An 18,356-nucleotide genomic window follows, 5' to 3' on the forward strand; every position below is an offset into this window, starting at 1 on the left:
CTCAGATCAGATTCTGCGACAGGTCGCGTCGGACGAATCGGCCGTGTCCAGCAGTGCCGGAATAGGATCCGCCGTCGACGATGATCCGGCCACGCGAGATCACGGTGTCGACGTGCCCGTCGATCTCGAAACCCTCGTACGCCGAATAGTCCATGTTCATGTGGTGGGTCTTGTCGACGCCGATGCTGGTGTGTCCGTTCGGGTCGTAGATCACGATGTCCGCGTCGGCACCGGGGGTGATGACGCCTTTCCTCGGATACATTCCGAACATCCTGGCCGGTGTGGTGCAGCAGACGTCGACCCACTTCTCGAGCGTGATCCTGCCGCTCTTGACGCCCTGGAACATCAGATCGATGCGGTGTTCCACCGAGCCGATCCCGTTGGGAATCTTGGAGAAATCGCCGATACCCATCTCCTTCTGATCCTTCATGCAGAACGGGCAGTGATCGGTACTGACGGTCGCCACGTCACCGGTGCGTAGATAGCGCCACAATTCGTCCTGATGCCCCTCCGCTCGCGACCGCAATGGCGTCGAGCAGACCCACTTGGCACCCTCGAAGCCCGGTGCGCCGAGTTGTTCCTCGAGCGACAGATATAGGTACTGCGGACAGGTCTCGGCAAAGACGTTCTGCCCGTTGCCCCGGGCCTGCGCGATCTGTTCCAGGGCCTGCTTGGCAGAGACGTGTACGACGTAGAGCGGTGCACCGGTGACGTTGGCCAGCATGATGGCTCGGTGCGTCGCCTCCTCCTCGAGCTGCCACGGCCGTGACGTGCCGTGGAAGTACGGGGCCGTGTCTCCACGCGCGATCGACTGAGCGACCAGTACGTCGATCGCGATGCCGTTCTCCGCGTGCATCATCAGCAGTGCACCCGTTTCGGCGGCGGACTGCATGGCGCGCAGGATCTTGCCGTCGTCGGAGTAGAACACGCCCGGGTAGGCCATGAAGAGTTTGAAACTGGTGACGCCCTCGGATACCAACTCGCTCATGGCTTTCAGGGAATCGTCGGTGACGTCGCCGATGATCTGATGGAAGCCGTAGTCGACGGCGCACTGCCCCGCGGCCTTGTCGTGCCATTGCGCCAGAGTGTCCTGGACGCGCTGACCGGGTGTCTGAATCGCGAAGTCCACGATCGTCGTCGTGCCACCCCACGCCGCTGCGCGCGTTCCGGTTTCGAAGGTGTCGGAGGCGAACGTACCGCCGAACGGCATCTCCATGTGTGTATGTCCGTCGACCCCACCCGGAATGACGTATTTGCCGGTCGCGTCGACGACCACGTCCGCCGAGGTCTTCAGGTCCGCGGCCAGGGAGACCGATCCGGGTGCCAGCACTGCGACAATGCTTTCACCGTCGATGAGAACATCCAATTCCTGTGCGCCGGTGGTCGATACCACGGTCCCACCGTGCACGAAGGTGGTGGCCATCAGGGTTGCACCAGTGGGCCGTATGCGTCGGGTCTACGGTCGCGATAGAAGGCCCACCGGTCGCGGACCACCTTGATCAAATCCATGTCGAGGTCGCGCACGATAATTTCGGATTCCGAATCCGACGCCACCTCGCCGACGAATTTGCCTTCGGGGTCCACGAAGTAGCTGGTCCCGTAGAAGTCGTCGTCACCGTATTCGGATTCGATTCCGACTCGATTGATCGCGCCCACGTAGTACTCGTTGGCGACGGCCGAGGCGGGTTGTTCGAGCTTCCACAGGTAGTTGGACAGGCCCCGCGAGGTGGCCGAAGGATTGAAGACGATTTCGGCACCGGCAAGACCGAGTGCGCGCCACCCTTCCGGGAAATGTCTGTCGTAGCAGATGTAGACACCGATACGCCCGACCGCGGTGTCGAACACCGGCCACCCCAGATTGCCGGGACGAAAATAGAACTTCTCCCAGAATCCGTTCACGTGAGGGATGTGGTGCTTTCGATACTTGCCGAGATACGTGCCGTCTGCATCGACGACGGCAGCGGTGTTGTACAAAAGTCCGGGCTGTTCCTGCTCGTAGACGGGCAGAATCATCACGATGCCGAGTTCTTTCGCCAATGCGGCGAAACGGTCGACGGTGGGCCCGGGTACCGATTCTGCGTATTCGTAGAACTTCGCATCCTGTAACTGACAGAAGTACGGACCGTAGAAAAGTTCTTGGAAACAGACGACTTTCGCGCCCTGCTCGGCGGCGGACCGAGCAAACCCCTCGTGTGCCGCGATCATCGATTCTTTGTCACCGGTCCACTTGCTTTGGACCAGAGCAGCTCGAACTGTGGACATCATTGGCACTCCATCTCTCGCTGGCTTGCACCCTCAAGATATTTTGCGCCGTGTTACGGGATCGTTCGGCCGGTTTCGTATGTATTAATCGTCGGAACTGTTCACGAGTGTGGAAGGAGTGCGCGCACCGCGTCGATGGAATCCGCGGTGGCGAGGTTCTTGTCGGGGCGGTATCGCAGTACTCGCGCGAATCTCAGGGCCACACCGCCCGGGTAACGTGGGCTGACCTGCACGCCGTCGAGTTCGATTTCGACGATCAGTTCGGGGCGCAGGTACACGGTGTGCTCGTCCCGCTCTCGCTCGTGTTTCGGGAATTCGTCGGTCTGCCATTGCAACAGAACGTCGGTCAGGCCTTTGAAGGTCTTACCGACCATGATCGGGTCACCGCCGTCGGGATCGCGAGCTCCGAGGTGCAGGTTGGACAGGTAGCCGGTGCGGCGCCCGTATCCCCACTCGGCTCCGAGGACGACGAGGTCGAGGGTGTGCTCGGGTTTGACCTTCTGCCAGCTCTTTCCGCGGCGGCCTGCCGCGTACGGCGCACCGAGAGCTTTGAGCATGACCCCTTCGTGCCCGGCGTCGAGCGCTGCGTCGAAGTGGGCCTCTGCCGCGTCCGCATCGGGTCTGACGGCACTCGGAATCCGGTGCCCCGGTGCCACTCGATCCAATGCGGCCAGGCGCTGCTCCAGCGGAGCATCGAGCAGGTCGACACCGTCGAGGTGCAGGCAGTCGAAGAAGTAGGGCTGCAGCAGCAGCTCGTGCGCGCTCTCGGCACCGAATCGGCTCATCGTTTCCTGGAACGGTCGCGGGCGGCCGCTGTCTTCGAGCGCGAGGGTCTCCCCGTCCAGGACCACCGAATCGCACGGCAGCGCAAGAACCAGGTCCACCAACTCGGGCACACTCGCAGTGATGTCGCGCAGAGTACGCGTGTAGATGCTCACGTCGGTTCCGGAGCGGTGCACCTGAATTCGTGCACCGTCGAGCTTGTACTCCACGGTGACATCGCCGGACAGTTGTTCCCAAGCACCGCGCAGAGATTCCGCGGGCGACGCCAGCATCGGCCGGACCGGTCGACCGACCTCGAGCCGGAATGCATCCAGCGCGTCGACGCCACCGGTGATGGCGGCGATCGCCGTCGCGGGCAAACGACCAGACAGCATGAATGCGCGACGCACCGGCGCTTGCGGCAGGTTCGTGGCCGCGGCAACTGCGTCGACCATGATCCCTTCGAGCGCGCCCTGACGCAGCTCGCCGGTGACGAGCCGGATCAGAAATTGACGCTCCTCGGCTGTACTCCGAGAGAACAGGTCGGTCAGCAGCGCCACCCGGCGCGCAGCAGAACCGGCCCCCGACGTCGCCGCGACCGAAGATATCGCCTCGTCCACCTCGGCAACCGTCAATGTCGAGTCCGCAGCAGCCGCAACGTCGAGATCGGCCAGCGTGCGCCAGCCGACCCCTATCCGCCCCTGCGGTAACTCCCCCGACAGCCAGGACACGGCGGGCTCGATATCACCGACATCGGCCTCGGCCAGCAGGGCACCGATCTGCTCGATCTTGACCTTGCGCGAGCGCGTCGCTGCCACGGCACGGGACGTTTCGACGATCCTCGACATCAACACACACCGAACATAACTGCCCCCACCGACAGCGTGCTGACATCCAATTGTTTACCGGTGTGACTCGAGCGACTGGTGTTCTTGCTGTTACGTTCGATTCATGTCAGCCACGTCCGTGCTAAAAAGCGCATGGACGACGCGTCAGCTGAATCCGAGAACCTGGTCGCCCCACGCAGCGCGCATGTCGCCGTCGGGGTCGTCGACGAGAGTGTCGGATGCATCGATCACCAGCGTCAAGCGCGTCTTCTCGGTGTACGGAGCCCAATGCTTGGACGCATCCAATGCCGCGGGGACGCCGTACCGCGCGAAAGCGAGCCAGCGTCTCTGCATCCGCGCCGACACCGCCATCGCCGGCTTTCGGCCACCGAGCCAGAAGGTGGGGTCTCGGTTGAGCGTTCCGAAATTGCCGAAGACATACGGCAGTTCGGTCGCGTGTCCGGCTCCCACCCGTGCGGCCTTGAGCATCGGGGTCGCATGATCGAATCGGTACATCCATGTCGGCGAATGCCTGCTGTGCCCGTCGGCGATCCACACGCTCGGCATGAGGAATCCAGCGTCACGCGACATGGCCTGTGCCCCAGCCGGTTTGTCACGGTCCGGGTATGCAGCCATGATCTCGGCGACTCGATAGGCGGGCAGATCCGCGTGGTCGTGAGCGATGGCGCGGAACATCTCGGAGACGGTGTCGGAGGTGATCGGCATCAACGGAGACTTCATGAATCGGAAGATCGAGGGCTCGTCGTGGTTGGTGCCGATGATCAACGGGATTTTGTGCGAGAGGCCCTTCTGAAAGGCTGCCACGGGATAGCGCGGAACGATATCTCCATCGACGACCGGCGAAAGGCCAAGTGTCCCAGGAACTGTCGTCGGGATCTCGTAGCAAAGCGTGTCGCCGGCGGTGACCAGTCTGGTGAAATGCATGTCGAACAGTTCCCCGATGTCTTCCGGGTCGACCCCCACCAACTCCAGGAATCTCGATGCCACCGCGGCTCCGCGTTCGGGGCCGTACACCGAGGTCGCAGGCGCGCTCTGCACGATCGCTCGCTGGAACAGGCCCTCGGCCTTCGGAGAGGTCATCAACGTGGTGACCGACGCTCCCCCGGAGGATTCGCCGAACACCGTCACCTGATCGGGATCGCCGCCGAACGCGGAGATGCACTCGCGGACCCACTGCAGCGCGGCAATCTGATCTCGCAGTCCCAGATTGGTCTCGAAGGTGTGATCGTCGGTGGAGAACGACGAGAGGTCGAGGAACCCGAACGCGCCGAGACGAAAGTTGATGGTCACCACCACCACGTCGCCGTTCTCGCTGAGGTTCCTCCCGTCGTAGACCCGCTGCGCGGACGATCCGAGCGAGTACGCACCGCCGTGGATCCACACCAGCACCGGCCGCAGTTCTGCGTCGGGACGGGGAGCCCAGACGTTGAGCGTGAGACAGTCCTCGGAAATCGACAGCGACGGATCGATCGGCACCGGGCTGTCGCGTCCCTGCGGAGCCATCGCACCGAATTCGAGGCCGTCGATCACCCCCGACCAGGGCTGCAACGGACGCGGCGCACGGAACCGGAGCTTCCCCACCGGAGGCGTCGCATAGGGGATACCCCGCCAGGCCACGATCGGGGACGCATCGGCAGCGACCGGATAGCCCAGAACGTCACCGTAGGGCGTGGCCACGAGCACGGTGGAATCGGACGCAGCGGTATCGGACGCAGCGGAATCGGACTCGGTGACCATGGCACCTCCCGTTCGGTCGTTGCCCAACGTACCAACATCTACCACCCCCTCGGCGACGATACGCACAGCGTCGACGCCTGCGAGCGAAGGAACCGGCGATGAAGAGAATCGGATGTGCCGCAGTGGCAGTCGTCGGGGCGTGCCTGCTCGGGGCCTGCGGCGCGAGCGGCGAAGGCGACGGTCCGATGGCCACCGTGATCACCGACCGCCCCACCCCGATCACCACGGCTCCCTCCGCCCCCTCTGCCACGTCGGCAACACCGTCCACCACCGCGACCGGCACGCCGACGTCCACCACTCCGGCACCGACGAGTCCTGCTGCAGCCCAGGCGAAGCCGCAGGACTACGCAGGCAAGGCACCCGGCTGGTACTACTTCTCGAGCCCCAGCGGAAAATTCGAGTGCGGTATCGCCGTCCTCGAATCCTCGATCGCCGGATGCCACGGATCACTCCCTGATTCGGCACCCGAGGTTCCCGGCAGCGGGGCGTCGGGAACGGCGGTGAAACCCAATGCTGTGCAGCTGATCGCCGGGTCCCCGGCGAAGTTCGAAAGCCTCGGCGATCCCAAATTCCACCGTTTCGACGGTCCTGCGGCGGCCTTGCCGTACGGCGAAGTGCTCACCGTCCCCGGAAGTGGCTCAACCAACGGCCTGCAGTGCAGCATCGACGAACAGACCGGGGTCACGTGCTCCGATCAGGTCGGCCACGGCTTCACCGTCTCGGACGAGGATTTCGACCTTCGTTGACGGTCTCGTTCGCGCGGCAAATTACCAGGCGTAATGTCCGGGGACGGTACGACAATCCCTGCCGTACGGTCTCCCCAGCGGCCGACGCCCGTGCGCGCGGCCGGAAGGTGCATCACTCATGAATCAGACCTCGGACCGCCACGCAGCGAAGGTCATCGGCGTCAGCATCGCCGCTGCTGTGGGCGGGTTCCTGTTCGGCTTCGACAGCTCGGTCATCAACGGCGCTGTCGACTCGATCGAAGATCACTTCTCCCTCGGCTCGTTCACCACCGGCTTCGTGGTCGCGATCGCCCTCATCGGGTGCGCAGTGGGTGCCTGGTTCGCCGGCAGCCTCGCAGACCGTTGGGGACGCAAGAAAGTCATGCTGCTGGGCTCGGCCCTGTTCGTCATTTCCTCGATCGGTTCGGGATTGGCGTTCAGCGTCCCCGATCTCATGCTCTGGCGAGTGCTCGGCGGACTCGGAATCGGCATCGCCTCGGTGATCGCACCGGCGTACATCGCCGAGATCGCTCCGGCCAAATGGCGTGGCTCCCTGGCCTCGCTCCAGCAATTGGCCATCACCATCGGCATTTTCGCAGCTCTGCTGTCCGACGCCCTTCTCGCCGGTGCCGCCGACGGCGCGTCCAACGACCTGTGGTTCGGCATCGAGGCCTGGCGCTGGATGTTCCTGGTCGGCGTGATTCCCGCTCTCGTGTACGGGTTGCTGGCCACCCTGATCCCGGAGTCTCCGCGCTACCTCGTCGGTCAGCATCTCGACGAAGAAGCGGCCCGAGTCCTCGCCGAGATCACCGGTGAGCTGCATCCGGACGAGCGCGTCCACGAGATCAGACTGACGCTGCGCAAGGAGTCACGCTCGTCGTTCGCCGACATTCGCGGTCCGAAGTTCGGCCTGCAACCCATCGTCTGGGTCGGCATCACGATGGCCGTGCTGCAGCAGTTGGTCGGCATCAACGCGATCTTCTACTACTCGACGACGCTGTGGCGGTCGGTCGGCTTCACCGAGGATCAATCGTTCACCACCTCTGTCATCACCGCTGTGATCAACGTGGTCATGACGTTCGTGGCGATCCTGTTCGTCGACCGAATCGGTCGGCGCAAGCTGCTGATGGCGGGCTCGATCGGCATGTTCGGCGGGCTCGTCATGGCGTCGGTGGCGTTCTCGCAGGCGACCGGCAGCGGCGATGACGTCACGTTGCCCGCTCCGTGGGGTGCGATCGCGTTGGTCGGTGCCAATCTGTTCGTCATCTTCTTCGCCTCGACCTGGGGTCCGATCATGTGGGTCATGCTCGGTGAGATGTTCCCCAACCGCATGCGCGCCATGGCGCTCGGCATCGGTACCGCAGCCAACTGGATGGCCAACTTCGCTGTCACGCTTGCCTTCCCACCACTGACGTCGTCTGTGGGGCTATGGGTGATCTACGCAGGGTTCGCTATGTTCGCCGCGCTCTCGTTCTTCTTCGTGAAGGCCAAGATCAGGGAGACCAAGGGGATGGAACTCGAGGACATGCTGGGCTGACGCCGAACCGCAGATACAGGGGCGGCGGCATCGACACCGAGTGACCGGTGTTACTGTCGCTTTCGTTCTGACACGGGGTGTGTCCGCCGATGCGGATGCTGAGATCAAACCCGCCGAACCTGATGCAGGTAATGCTGACGAAGGGATGTCAAGGCGATGACGCCTGTTGTATCTGCGGACCCGGTCCGCTTCACCGATCTACTGTGGGATGCCTCCGAGGACATTCGACGCGCGATCGACGACCTCGAATTTCTTCGACTCCTCGGGGCGGGGACGCTTCCGCTCGACGCGTTCCGTCGGTACCTCGAACAGGACTCGCTCTATCTCGGTGGGTACGTCAAGTCGCTGTCGCTGCTGGCAGCACACGCACCGAACCCGGTCGCCGGAGCATTCTGGGCAAGCGCCGCCGCGAGCGCGATGGACGAGGCCGCGTCGCACGAAGCGATGCTGACCGGTGGAGCGCTGCCCCCGTCGACCCGGACGCCCGAGCCTTCACCGGCATGCCTCGGTTACACGTCCTACCTGACCGCGACGGCGGCAACCGAACCGTATCCTGTTGCAGCAGCAGCTGTTCTGCCGTGCTTCTGGATCTACGCCGACGTCGGCCGCTCACTCGCCGGTGCCGCGAGGGCGGTTCTCGATCGCGATCCCGATCACCCGTATGCGCAGTGGGTGGCCGCGTACGACGCTCCCGAATTCCATGCCATCGTCGACGCAGCCAGGACATTCGTGGACGACGCGGCTGCTGCCGCGACTCCGATACAGCGCGAGCAGATGATCGACGCCTTCGTCGTGGCATCGAGGTACGAATTGATGTTCTGGGACAGCGCTTTACATCCCACCCCATGGCCCCTGGCCGAGAGTGCGGTGTACGCATGAGAACCACTCGAATTCTCGCCTCGTTGGCGGCGGCCGTCGTTGCCACGACCGGGCTGGCGGGCTGCTCGGACTCGACGGACTCCGACACCATTCGGTTCGCGTTGGACTGGACGCCCAACACCAACCACACCGGCCTCTATGTGGCCCTGCAGGAAGGCTATTTCGCCGACGCCGGCCTGGACGTGGAGATTCTGCCGTACAACAATACTGCGGCGGACACTCTCGTCGATGCCGGAAACGCAGAGTTCGGTATCAGCACACAGAGTTCGGGCGTCTTCGCCACCTCGGCGGGCGCGCAGATCGTCTCGGTCCTCGCGCCGCTCCAACACTGGGCGACCGGCATCGGAGTTCGCGCCGATCGAGACGACATACCGAGCCCGAAGGCGCTCGACGGGAAGGTCTATGCCGGCTTCGGCGAGTCCGGCGAGCAGGCCGGACTCGAGAAGGTCATCCAGAATGACGGCGGCACAGGCGAATACGAAACGGTGGTACTGGGCACCTCGGCGTACGAGGCGGTCTACTCCGGTACCGCCGACTTCACCGTCTCCTACTTTGCGTGGGAAGGCATCGAGGCCGAGCACAGCGGAACGCCGATGAAGTACTTCGACTACACCGACTACGGATTTCCCGACGCCTACGCGATCACGATCAGTGGTAACGAACCCTGGCTCGCAGCCCATCCGGATCAGGCCGAGAAGTTCGTCCAGGCACTTCAGCGCGGCTACCAACTCGCCGCCGACGATCCGGACAAGGCCGCACAGGATCTGATCGACGCCAATCCGGGAACATTCACCGACGAATCGCTCGTCTTCGAGAGCCAAGAGATGCTCGCAGATAAGTACATGAAGGACTCCACTGGCGAGGTAGGACGGCAGAGTCTCGACAAGTGGACCGAGTACTCGAAATTCCTCTACGACAGCGGTGTGCTCGCCGATCAGAACGGCGCGCCTCTGACCGCGGAGCCGGACTGGTCGACCTACTTCACCAATGACTACCTCGGCGATCGATGAGGCGGTAGCCGCTGACCGAGGTTCCTACTCGTTCAGCGGTATCCGAGCCTCGCTGCGTTGGGCGTGGCCTGCGCTGACCGTCGTCGTTCTGATAATCGCCACCTGGCAGGTCTACGTCCAGATCAGCGGCATCCGGCCGCAGGTGCTGCCGTCCCCCGGCCGCGTGGTGGTCCAGGGTTGGGCGCAGCGCGACGCGATCGCCGAGAACGCGGCGGCGACCCTGCAAGTGACCCTCATCGGTTTCGCGGTCTCGTTGGCCCTGGCCTGGTTGCTGGCCATCGCGGTGGATTTCTCGCCGTGGCTGCGGCGCGCGTTCGTTCCCCTCTTCGTCGTATCGCAGACACTTCCGATCATCGCGATCGCGCCGCTGTTGATCATCTGGTTCGGCTTCGGGCTGCTTCCGAAGATCCTGGTGATCGCACTGGCCACGTTCTTCCCGATGGCCATCGGACTCATCGAGGGTTTCGCAGCGGCCGATCGGGACGCGCGGTCGCTGCTGGCCAGCATGGGTGCCTCGCGCTGGCAACAGTTTCGATACGTGCGGCTACCGTCGGCGCTTCCCCGATTCTTCACCTCGCTGCGCATCGGAATCACCTACGCTGTCGTCGGTGCGATCTTTGCCGAATATGCCGGGGCCAGTGCGGGACTCGGAATCTACATGAGCCAACAGAAGAACTCGTTTCGTACCGATCTGGTTCTCGCCGCGGTTGCCGTGACGGCCGTGATCAGTGTGGTCCTGTTCGTCTCGACTTTCCTGGTGGAGCGGTTTGTCGCGCCTTGGGCACGTCACGGTTCGGCGGGTCTCCATGTCTGACGCCGACACGTGCATCGATGTTCGCGATCTCAGCAAATCATTCGGCGAGAAGCCCGTCCTCGACGGCATGTCGTTCGGTGTTCGCCCCGGCGAGTTCGTGTCGATCATCGGCCCGAGCGGTTCCGGTAAGAGCACGGTGTTCAACATGCTGGCCGGGCTCGACAGGCCCGATTCCGGCACGGTTCGAGTACCGCCGTGCGCCTACATGCCGCAGAAGGATCTCCTGTTTCCGTGGCGTTCGGTGTTGGACAACACCACCCTCGGGCTCGAAGTGCAGGGCGTTGCCAAGAAGGAAGCGCGTGCGCGGGCACGCGAGCTGTTCCCGGTGTTCGGCCTGGACGGGTACGAGTCGGCCAGACCGTCCGAGCTCTCCGGCGGCATGCGCCAGCGGGCGGCGCTGCTGCGCACGGTGGTGCAGGGACGATCGGTACTACTGCTCGACGAACCCTTCGGGGCGCTGGACTCGTTGACTCGAAGCGACATGCAGGCGTGGTTGCAGCAGGTCTGGTCGGAGTTTCGGTGGACGGTGCTGATGATCACGCACGACATCCGCGAAGCGGTCTATCTCTCCGATCGCGTGATCGTCCTCTCCCCCAGGCCCGCCCACGTTCGACGCCAGATCGAGGTCACGCTGCCCCGCCCACGCAAACTCGAGGTCGTCACGACGCCGCAGTTCTCGGCGGTCGAGAAACAGTTGATGGACGTTCTGCTCAGCGCGTCGACGCTCTGACCGGTACCGCAGGAATTCAGTCGACACAGGGTTCAGTCGACACAGGGAATGCCGCCATCGCTGTGCACACCCTCATCGGGGTCCGTTGCCGGGTCCAGGGACGGATCCGACGCGACGACCTCGAGCGGGGGCGGCGTTGTTGCCGGATCAGGCGCCGCGGTCATCGGCGGTGCGGGCGCAGGCGCGTCGCCGATCAACCGTGCTGCCTCGGCCCTGATGGCATCGACGTCGACGAGGTTGACGTCCTGCCCGTCGATCGTGTCGTAGCCCGTGATCGGGAGGGTGTAGTAATCGAGGTCGCCCTGCATGACTGCACCGGCTCCCCCTGCGAGCTTCACCGGATCCAAGGATGCATCGATCACGACGTCATTCTTGGTGCCCGCTACGAGCGCCCGGAGTTCGCCGATGTTCGCCATGACACCGGAGGAGCTGAGCTTGGCCATCACTCCCGCCACGAATGCCTGCTGTCGTTTGGTTCGATCCAGGTCGCCGTTGTCGAGGCCGTGGCGTTGCCGGACGAAGGACAGCGCCTGCGAAGCGCTCAGCTCTTGCGCGCCCGCCGCGAAGTCCGCGCCCGAATAGTTGTCGTGTACCGGATTGTTCAGGCACACCTGAATGGGCCCGACGGCGGTCGCCACGTCGTAGAAGCCCAGAAGGTTCACTTCGGCAAAATGATCGATCGGCACGTCGAGCAGATCACGAACCGCGGTCAACGTCGATCGTCGACCAGCGTCGCGCGCTCGACGCTCCCGCTCGGCCGTATCGATGACGCCCTCGTCGAGCAATTGTGTATCGGCGTCGGCTTTCGCAAGTCCGTACGCCTCCTTGATCTTTCGCTTGCCGTATCCGGGAACGTCGACGTAGTCGTCGCGAGGTATCGACAGCGCGGTCGCGCGACCGCCGTCGGCCGGAAGGTGCACCAGCAACAACGTGTTGGTGTTGTAACCGCCGACATCGCTGTCGCCCGCATGCAGCGCATCGGTGACGAACTCGGCAGGCAGGTCGTTGCCGTCCATGTCCTTCCGACTGTCGAGGCCGATCAACAAGATGTTGGTGTCCTCGCCGTTGCCACTCGAATCGTTGTTCGCGATGCCGTCGAGCGCATCCGAGGTGGTCAGTCCCGTGGTGGCTTCGCGGTACACCGCGAACCCGATTCCACTCACCGCAACCGAGGCAACTGCCGCAGTGGCGACGAAAACCCGGCCGATTCGGAGCGCGAGGCCGCGATTGCGCGACGGCGTCCTCATGCGATGGCGCCCCGATCCACGTTCACCGCGGGTGGTGTCGTTGCCTGGGCCGTTCGGGAGCACCTCGCCAGGCTACTCGGCCCTCACCTGGCGGTTGCTCCACCCAATCGCAGTGCGAGATCGTCGACGGCGGAGAACGCCGCCTCCAGATTGGCTCGTGCCTGCGGAATCTGCGGTGCGAGCGCCGGCACCCGCTCGGCGAGCGTCAGGTCGACCGGAACGAAGTGCACGTCCATCCCCAGAGCAACTCCAAGCACCTGTTGAAGTTGCGCGGTGGTGTGGTCGGCGGAGGCGTTGTCGGTACCGGGGGTGTAGTCGTTTCCCCGACTGGTCACCACGACCACGGGCTTGCCGACGAGAGGTGCCGTGTCACTCTCGAACGGCACGGTGATGCCCGGAACATGTACGTAGTCGATCCATGCCTTCAGGGTCGACGGGATCGACCAGTTGTACATCGGTGCGCCGATCAGCACCGCGTCCGCCGAGATCAGTTCCTCGATCAGTTCGACCTGCAACGCCTCGGCGGAAGGATCCACGGTTTCGTCGGCGGTTCGCAGATGGGGTGCCCAGTGCAGCGCCGAGGTGGGTAGGTGCGGCAGCGGACTCGAGTGCAGGTCTCGATGGATCACCGAGTGATCGGTGCCGATGCCATGCCAGGCGTCCGAGAAGGGGGCCGTCACCCTACGGCTGATCGAGCGATCCGGGTCTGCGGACGAATCGAGGTGCAACAACTGGGGCACTGAAAACACTCCTCACATTTTGGGTGCTTCGAGCCTATGCGTACCGACGCCTCTGCCCGCTCCTATCCTGGACCGATGGACTTCCGATTCGTCATGCCTGCTCTCGAGTCGCGATCGGCCAACTCGCTGGCGGCGGTCGTTCACGAGCGGACCGGACCAGACGTGGACATCAGAATCGGCGGCTCGGAGGTTCCGCTCGACGAAGCAGCACGCAGTGCGGTGTTGGAACTTCTCACCCAGCTCTCGACCGGTCGGGCGGTGGCCATCGGCACCGTGGACGAGTTGCTGACCACCTCGCAAGCTGCCGAGGTGCTCGGTGTTTCCGACACCTATGTCAGACGGTTGGCCGATGCGGGCGATCTATCGATCGAAATGCGAGGCACTCACAGACGATTTCGGCTCGAAGACCTTCTGCGGCATCGTGATCGATTCCGGTGACGTTGGGGTGCCGTCACCCGGCCTCACGTTCGAAGTGCTCGGACTGGACGGTCATGAGATCACGGAACGCCTGACCGGCAGCCAGCCAGAGTTGTTCGGAGTCGATGTAGTCCACCCCTCGGATCTCGACATCACCCAGGTACGCGCCGACGTCGACCGACAACATTCCGATGACCGAAGAGACGTCGGCATCGAGATACGTGGATTGGGTGTTCTGCAGTTCTCGGAATTGAGCCGAGAAGAACTCGGCTGGGATTCTCCGATCGACGAACTGGGCGATGAGGAACAGGAAGCGGGACGCGTGGGCTGAGCCCGTCCGGAAGGAATGTTCCATGGTGAAGACCTCTCCCCACGGTCGACAGCACCCCTCGCACTGTCGACCGTTGAGCTCGCTGATACCCGAATTTCGATGCACGGACGAACTCTCGAACATCGATTCGACCCAGAGGCTAAAACAGGGAGCTCGTCCTACCAGCGCAAGATTAATCGGACCTTTGTCCCGTTTTTATCGGAAATGCCAATTTGGTGAGGAGTCACAACACAGCGGTCGTGAGCTGTGGTTCTCTACTGAAACGATCCCAGCGGAGCGCGATCCGGAGTGTCGAGCTGCCAGAACTGCCAGCCGTCGCGCTCCTCGACATCCCCACTGATATGTGTGGCTACCGCACTGGCAGCGACGGACGGATTGTCGAACCGTCGGCCTTCCATCGGTCCTGCGGTGATCTCCAGTCGCTGCGTCTCGGGATCGTAGCGGCCGCTGAGCCGATAGCCCTCACAATCGGCGACCACCCGTACCCGGTTGTCGATCACTTCTTCTTCCACGGCTGCCTTGGCCGACTTACGAGGTGCCTTCACCCGTGGTGTACGAACCCACGTCTGTTCGGGGCCGAGGTCGACCGATGTGTCCAACGTCGAACTCAGACCCAGCAGGTCCCAACGCTCGCTGCCGTGCAGCACACGGTCCACGGCGATTGCGTGATGCCCGGTCCTGGTGCGGAGTGGCGAATCCTGGACCCAGAGGTCCACTTCTCCGCGGATGTCGGTAGCCATCTCTTCGGACGAGACCATGTAGAAGCGCGGCTCTTCGTTCGCGAGATCGACGAACACCCAATACGAGGATCCGGTGTCGTCACTCTCGAGCGATTCGTCCTGCCTGCGGGCCTTCCAATCACCCGTTACCTTCGATCGCACTCGGACTATGCACGACGACGTGCCGTCCATCGACCAGACCTGCACGGGATTGCGTCGCGATGTCGTCAGCCGCTCCGCGCGTCCACCGCGCTGTGCGACGGTTCGGATGAATGCCTTGATTCCCCGGTCGGATGTGTCTTCCACGGATTGCCACCTTCAGCCTCGAGAGCGCCCCGTACTTATGAAGAGAGGTGTTGCGACGGGTGGCGCTTGCACGACTCGGTTTCCCTCACCCTACTGCGTCAATGCGTGCTCGAGTAACCGCAGAACACCCCGTAGGACGAGTGCCGGTTACCGTGGTGACACCGAACTCGGCGAGGAGGTACAACCATGACGGTCGAGATCACCCACGACGGTGCCGACCATCGCTTCGAGATCTATGTCGATTCCGAGTTGGCGGGCTACTCGGAGTACCTCGAATCGGACGGTTCCAGAACGTTTCACCACACCGTGACGCTTCCGCAGTTTCGCGGTCGAGGACTTGCCGCTGCCCTCACCGAATACGCTCTCGACGACACCAGCACGCAGGGACTGCGCGTTGTCCCTGCGTGCTGGTTCGTTCGCGACTTCATCGCAGCCGCGGGCGATCGCTACTCGCATCTGATGGAGCCCTGACTGTCAGCGCCGGGACGACATCACTCCGACGCTGATCTCGGATTCCGATTCACAGTCGTTCGAGGCCACTGTCTCCGCGGCCTCGGTCTCACGTGAATCCGCCTCTGCGACCGGTGTTTCAGCGGCTCGTGCCGCCGCAACCCGACGCCGTTCGTAGTTCTGCGCACCACGCGCGACGCGTTGTCGGTGTTCGTTCAGGATCTGTTCGTAGTGGTACATCTGTTCTCCTACAACAAGAGTGGACGCCGAACACAGCGCATTGCTGTGCGGCGGAGTATTGAATCGATTGCGGCGTATCGACGGCCGGAACCGGCCGATTCAGCCGAAGGCTCACTCAGAGAGCATGATCGGCGATAATCGCGAACCGAGAGCAGACGACTCGACGGCCTACGTAATTCGCTTCTGCTGCCATTGTCCACCTCCACGGTCTCTGCGATGTGCCTGTGTCACGATCATGCACGGCCGCGGCGACGAACTCCACCGATTAAATTCAGCGCGCACGACGCACGAGTCGTTCGTACACCAATTCCTTTGGTGCAAGGGCTATTCCGCGAACAGCAAGCACTTCCGGACGACGAGGTGCGTAGACGACGACGGCTACGCTGCGCGGTGATATTCGTACCTACGGTCACCTGAGGCGCGGCCAAGACTCCGAGAGTCCGCAAACGCGCGCGCGTGTGTCAGCTGCATGGGGAATGGGCAGTGGTCGGGGTGCGATTCTGAGCGCGGATGGCGAATGCGCGCGCCTTTGCTTGGTCGACCATCGCGGGCGCGTCGCGCCGCCACTCGGGTCCAGTCCCCCGGTGTCCGCAAATGCGCGCGCGTTCGTCAGGTGCACGGGGAACAGGTCGTGGTCGGGGTGCGATTCTGCGCGGCCGGTGGCGAGTGCGCGCGCGTTTGCTTGGTCGACCATCGCGGGCGCGTCGCGCGCCGGCACCCGGGTCCAGTCCTGACGAGACTCAGCGAAGTTCCCCAACCGCGCTCATCGAAATTCCCCACTCGTGAGCGGTGTTCACTGTAGTGGTTGGCGGGTTCCGGTGGTGGCTTTGCGGAGCTTCTCCGATCGGGCGTTGTGGTCTCGTAGTCGGTAGGAATCGCCGTCGAGGTTGAGTACGACGGAGCGATGCAGGAGTCGGTCGAGCATGGCTGCTGCGACGGTGTTGTCACCGAGCACTTCGCCCCAGGATCCGACGCCGCGGTTGGTGGTCATCACGATCGATGTCTTCATATACCGTTGCGAGACAACCTGAAACAGCGCCGAGGCTGCCTCGCCGGGCAACGGTAGATAGCCGAGTTCGTCGATCACCAGCAGCGTCGGGCCGGCATAGAATCGCATCGTCGTCGCCCACCGCCCTTCGAGAGCTGCCCGGTGGCAGCGGGCCGCGAGATCAGCTGCGGTAGTGAAATATGTTCGATACCCGGCATGCGCAGCAGCTCTTGCGAGCCCGACCGACAGATGCGTCTTGCCGACCCCGGGCGGGCCGATGAGCAGCACATTCGTCGCTGTCTCCAAGTATCGACAGGTCGCGAGCTCGTCGATGAGTTTGCGATCGACACCGGCTGCGGCGTCGTAGTCGAAGTCCTCGAGCGACGCCGGCGTCGGCAAGCACGCGAACCGCAGTCGCCCGGTCAACCGGCGTGCCTCGGTGGCCTCGACTTCGATCGAGAGCAACCGATCCAACGCTGCGGTCATCGACAGTTTTTCCGCTGCTGCTTGGTCGAGGACCGAGGGCAACGCTTCGGCGGCGTCGTGGAGTTTGAGGACCGCCAGATGCCCCCGCAGACGTTGATAGAGACTCGCCGCTTCGGCCGTGTTCGGTGCAGGCATCCGGTCGCCTGTTTTCTTGTCGGCCATCAGAGGGTGTTCCTTCCGTGTGCGGCCCGTTCGTAGACCGACAGGTCGTAGATGACCGCGCCGGTGTCAGCGGATTCGGTTGCATGACTGCCGCTTTCGCGCTGACCATCTCTGGATGACAGTGTCGATTCGGCCGACGTTCGGAGCTTCTCAGCGGCAGCGAGAGCGTCGGGTCCGGGTGGGATCCGTTCTTTGCGGCGGTGCGGGCGGCCGGTATTGGCACCCGCCATTGCTGCTTGTTCGAGGGCGTAGACATGTCCGTGATCGCGGACCATCGCCCCGGTACCATCGGCAGCCAACCGGTGCCGGGCAATGGTGATGCCGGATGTGGTGACGATGTCGATGACATCAGCGCCCAGAACATGCGTCACTGTCACAGTGGCACAGGCGAGCTCGGGCGGGACCGAATACCGGTTACCGCGATAGGACACCAGCGCTTGGCGAGAGACGACCCGGTCGGTGCTCATGATCGCTGGATACGCAGCCGACGGCATCGGATGCAACCCCTCGGTGGTGGCGATCGTCGCCACCGATGCCTTCCCGTCTCTGGTGGGCCGCAGCCGGGTGTCGCCGCGCAGACTGCAGAACCGATCGAGGCTCGCTTGGGCTTGTTCGACGCTCAGATCGTCCGAGAGAGTGCGCCACCAACGCTGCGCGGCAGTGTGATTGGACTTCTCCACCGAACCTTTGCGGTTGCCGCGGCGGGGCGGGCAGATCGCGACGGAGACACCGTAGTGTTTCGCGACGCCGGCGAAACTGGCCGTGACCCAGCCCGACTCTGGATGGCAGACCGTGGCCATCCGATCGAACCGCCACACGCGGCTGACGCCGCCGAGACCTCGACAGATGCGGTCGAGTCCGTCGACGACGTTGATGGCGCTCATCGAAAATGCTCAACTTCGCTCAGCGAAAGTGCTCACCCGGTAGCGGTGATCACTGTAGCGGTTGACGGGTCCCGGTGACGGC

Annotated in this window: 18 protein-coding genes, 1 pseudogene and 1 riboswitch; of the genes and pseudogenes, 8 read left to right on the forward strand and 11 right to left on the reverse strand. The window is 63.5% G+C overall.

Features of this window, described 5'->3' with window-relative positions:
• Position 1 precedes the first annotated feature (1 nt).
• The 4 genes from hydA to AB0366_RS25725 all read right to left on the reverse strand — a co-directional run bounded on the left by hydA (position 2) and on the right by AB0366_RS25725 (position 5,609).
• On the reverse strand, positions 2-1,423 hold the full coding sequence (hydA, locus tag AB0366_RS25710; protein ID WP_121873703.1) for a dihydropyrimidinase: 1,422 nt from the start codon (positions 1,421-1,423) through the stop codon (positions 2-4).
• A complete protein-coding gene (locus AB0366_RS25715; protein WP_197914655.1) occupies positions 1,423-2,262 on the reverse strand; it encodes a nitrilase-related carbon-nitrogen hydrolase in 840 nt (279 codons plus the stop codon). The genes hydA and AB0366_RS25715 overlap by 1 nt, the downstream gene beginning before the upstream one ends.
• Positions 2,263-2,363: 101 nt before the next feature.
• Positions 2,364-3,878 (reverse strand): ATP-dependent DNA ligase, encoded by a 1,515-nt coding sequence (locus AB0366_RS25720; RefSeq protein WP_366246482.1) that lies wholly within the window; start codon positions 3,876-3,878, stop codon positions 2,364-2,366.
• Between the two features lie 138 nt (positions 3,879-4,016).
• Complete coding sequence (locus AB0366_RS25725; protein ID WP_366246484.1) at positions 4,017-5,609, reverse strand: carboxylesterase/lipase family protein; 1,593 nt, start codon at positions 5,607-5,609, stop codon at positions 4,017-4,019.
• Between the two features lie 98 nt (positions 5,610-5,707).
• Here AB0366_RS25725 and AB0366_RS25730 point away from each other — a divergent pair, with 98 nt between their 5' ends.
• From AB0366_RS25730 to AB0366_RS25755, 6 genes are all read left to right on the forward strand, one after another.
• Positions 5,708-6,355: a hypothetical protein gene (locus AB0366_RS25730; protein ID WP_366246486.1), complete on the forward strand. Its 648-nt coding sequence runs from the start codon at positions 5,708-5,710 to the stop codon at positions 6,353-6,355.
• 118 nt (positions 6,356-6,473) lie between these two features.
• Entirely contained in the window at positions 6,474-7,871 is a 1,398-nt protein-coding gene (locus AB0366_RS25735) for a sugar porter family MFS transporter (protein WP_366246488.1), read from the forward strand.
• A gap of 63 nt (positions 7,872-7,934) precedes the next feature.
• A riboswitch (TPP riboswitch) is annotated at positions 7,935-8,034 on the forward strand.
• Positions 8,028-8,750: a TenA family protein gene (locus tag AB0366_RS25740; RefSeq protein WP_121873722.1), complete on the forward strand. Its 723-nt coding sequence runs from the start codon at positions 8,028-8,030 to the stop codon at positions 8,748-8,750. Its footprint overlaps the riboswitch before it by 7 nt.
• Positions 8,747-9,760, forward strand: a complete 1,014-nt coding sequence (locus AB0366_RS25745; protein WP_366246490.1) for an ABC transporter substrate-binding protein — start codon at positions 8,747-8,749, stop codon at positions 9,758-9,760. Before AB0366_RS25740 ends, AB0366_RS25745 begins: the two co-directional genes overlap by 4 nt.
• Positions 9,738-10,574, forward strand: a complete 837-nt coding sequence (locus AB0366_RS25750) for an ABC transporter permease (RefSeq protein WP_366246492.1) — start codon at positions 9,738-9,740, stop codon at positions 10,572-10,574. Before AB0366_RS25745 ends, AB0366_RS25750 begins: the two co-directional genes overlap by 23 nt.
• On the forward strand, positions 10,567-11,304 hold the full coding sequence (locus AB0366_RS25755; RefSeq protein ID WP_366246494.1) for an ABC transporter ATP-binding protein: 738 nt from the start codon (positions 10,567-10,569) through the stop codon (positions 11,302-11,304). The genes AB0366_RS25750 and AB0366_RS25755 overlap by 8 nt, the downstream gene beginning before the upstream one ends.
• Before the next feature lie 32 nt (positions 11,305-11,336).
• On the opposite strand, the gene AB0366_RS25760 is transcribed toward AB0366_RS25755, so the two are convergent.
• A complete protein-coding gene (locus AB0366_RS25760) occupies positions 11,337-12,551 on the reverse strand; it encodes an LCP family protein (RefSeq protein WP_366246496.1) in 1,215 nt (404 codons plus the stop codon).
• 83 nt (positions 12,552-12,634) lie between these two features.
• Positions 12,635-13,291, reverse strand: coding sequence for an NAD(P)H-dependent oxidoreductase (locus AB0366_RS25765; RefSeq protein ID WP_366246498.1), 657 nt, complete (start codon positions 13,289-13,291; stop codon positions 12,635-12,637).
• Between the two features lie 75 nt (positions 13,292-13,366).
• Here AB0366_RS25765 and AB0366_RS25770 point away from each other — a divergent pair, with 75 nt between their 5' ends.
• Entirely contained in the window at positions 13,367-13,729 is a 363-nt protein-coding gene (locus AB0366_RS25770; RefSeq protein ID WP_366246500.1) for a helix-turn-helix domain-containing protein, read from the forward strand.
• A gap of 13 nt (positions 13,730-13,742) precedes the next feature.
• Here AB0366_RS25770 and AB0366_RS25775 read toward each other — a convergent pair whose 3' ends face one another.
• Positions 13,743-14,063: a homoserine dehydrogenase gene (locus tag AB0366_RS25775; protein ID WP_094688156.1), complete on the reverse strand. Its 321-nt coding sequence runs from the start codon at positions 14,061-14,063 to the stop codon at positions 13,743-13,745.
• Between the two features lie 230 nt (positions 14,064-14,293).
• The gene (locus AB0366_RS25780; protein ID WP_366246502.1) at positions 14,294-15,064 is read right to left on the reverse strand and encodes a hypothetical protein; all 771 of its coding nucleotides are present in this window, start codon (positions 15,062-15,064) and stop codon (positions 14,294-14,296) included.
• A 186-nt stretch (positions 15,065-15,250) separates the two neighbouring features.
• On the opposite strand from AB0366_RS25780, the gene AB0366_RS25785 reads away from it, so the two are divergent.
• Positions 15,251-15,535, forward strand: a complete 285-nt coding sequence (locus AB0366_RS25785; RefSeq protein ID WP_121873711.1) for a GNAT family N-acetyltransferase — start codon at positions 15,251-15,253, stop codon at positions 15,533-15,535.
• Between the two features lie 3 nt (positions 15,536-15,538).
• Here AB0366_RS25785 and AB0366_RS25790 read toward each other — a convergent pair whose 3' ends face one another.
• The 3 genes and pseudogenes from AB0366_RS25790 to AB0366_RS25800 all read right to left on the reverse strand — a co-directional run.
• Complete coding sequence (locus AB0366_RS25790) at positions 15,539-15,754, reverse strand: hypothetical protein (RefSeq protein ID WP_366246504.1); 216 nt, start codon at positions 15,752-15,754, stop codon at positions 15,539-15,541.
• Positions 15,755-16,547: 793 nt separating this feature from the next.
• Positions 16,548-17,390, reverse strand: coding sequence for an IS21-like element helper ATPase IstB (istB, locus tag AB0366_RS25795; protein ID WP_366246505.1), 843 nt, complete (start codon positions 17,388-17,390; stop codon positions 16,548-16,550).
• A pseudogene (locus tag AB0366_RS25800) lies at positions 17,390-18,262 on the reverse strand (IS21 family transposase); the annotation flags it as partial. The gene istB and the pseudogene AB0366_RS25800, both read right to left, overlap by 1 nt.
• Positions 18,263-18,356 lie beyond the last annotated feature (94 nt).

Origin of the sequence: Rhodococcus sp. NPDC076796 (assembly GCF_040702765.1) — a bacterium.
Classification (GTDB): Bacteria; Actinomycetota; Actinomycetes; order Mycobacteriales; family Mycobacteriaceae; genus Rhodococcoides.

What these genes read in the sequence shown, in the direction of transcription:
- hydA (WP_121873703.1), bottom strand. Translation starts at nt 1,423, where the DNA reads ATGGCCACCACCTTCGTGCACGGTGGGACCGTGGTATCGACCACCGGC.
- AB0366_RS25715 (WP_197914655.1), bottom strand. Translation starts at nt 2,262, where the DNA reads ATGTCCACAGTTCGAGCTGCTCTGGTCCAAAGCAAGTGGACCGGTGAC.
- AB0366_RS25725 (WP_366246484.1), bottom strand. Translation starts at nt 5,609, where the DNA reads ATGGTCACCGAGTCCGATTCCGCTGCGTCCGATACCGCTGCGTCCGAT.
- AB0366_RS25730 (WP_366246486.1), top strand. Translation starts at nt 5,708, where the DNA reads ATGAAGAGAATCGGATGTGCCGCAGTGGCAGTCGTCGGGGCGTGCCTG.
- AB0366_RS25735 (WP_366246488.1), top strand. Translation starts at nt 6,474, where the DNA reads ATGAATCAGACCTCGGACCGCCACGCAGCGAAGGTCATCGGCGTCAGC.
- AB0366_RS25740 (WP_121873722.1), top strand. Translation starts at nt 8,028, where the DNA reads ATGACGCCTGTTGTATCTGCGGACCCGGTCCGCTTCACCGATCTACTG.
- AB0366_RS25745 (WP_366246490.1), top strand. Translation starts at nt 8,747, where the DNA reads ATGAGAACCACTCGAATTCTCGCCTCGTTGGCGGCGGCCGTCGTTGCC.
- AB0366_RS25750 (WP_366246492.1), top strand. Translation starts at nt 9,738, where the DNA reads ATGACTACCTCGGCGATCGATGAGGCGGTAGCCGCTGACCGAGGTTCC.
- AB0366_RS25755 (WP_366246494.1), top strand. Translation starts at nt 10,567, where the DNA reads ATGTCTGACGCCGACACGTGCATCGATGTTCGCGATCTCAGCAAATCA.
- AB0366_RS25760 (WP_366246496.1), bottom strand. Translation starts at nt 12,551, where the DNA reads ATGAGGACGCCGTCGCGCAATCGCGGCCTCGCGCTCCGAATCGGCCGG.
- AB0366_RS25770 (WP_366246500.1), top strand. Translation starts at nt 13,367, where the DNA reads ATGGACTTCCGATTCGTCATGCCTGCTCTCGAGTCGCGATCGGCCAAC.
- AB0366_RS25775 (WP_094688156.1), bottom strand. Translation starts at nt 14,063, where the DNA reads ATGGAACATTCCTTCCGGACGGGCTCAGCCCACGCGTCCCGCTTCCTG.
- AB0366_RS25785 (WP_121873711.1), top strand. Translation starts at nt 15,251, where the DNA reads ATGACGGTCGAGATCACCCACGACGGTGCCGACCATCGCTTCGAGATC.
- AB0366_RS25790 (WP_366246504.1), bottom strand. Translation starts at nt 15,754, where the DNA reads ATGTACCACTACGAACAGATCCTGAACGAACACCGACAACGCGTCGCG.
- istB (WP_366246505.1), bottom strand. Translation starts at nt 17,390, where the DNA reads ATGGCCGACAAGAAAACAGGCGACCGGATGCCTGCACCGAACACGGCC.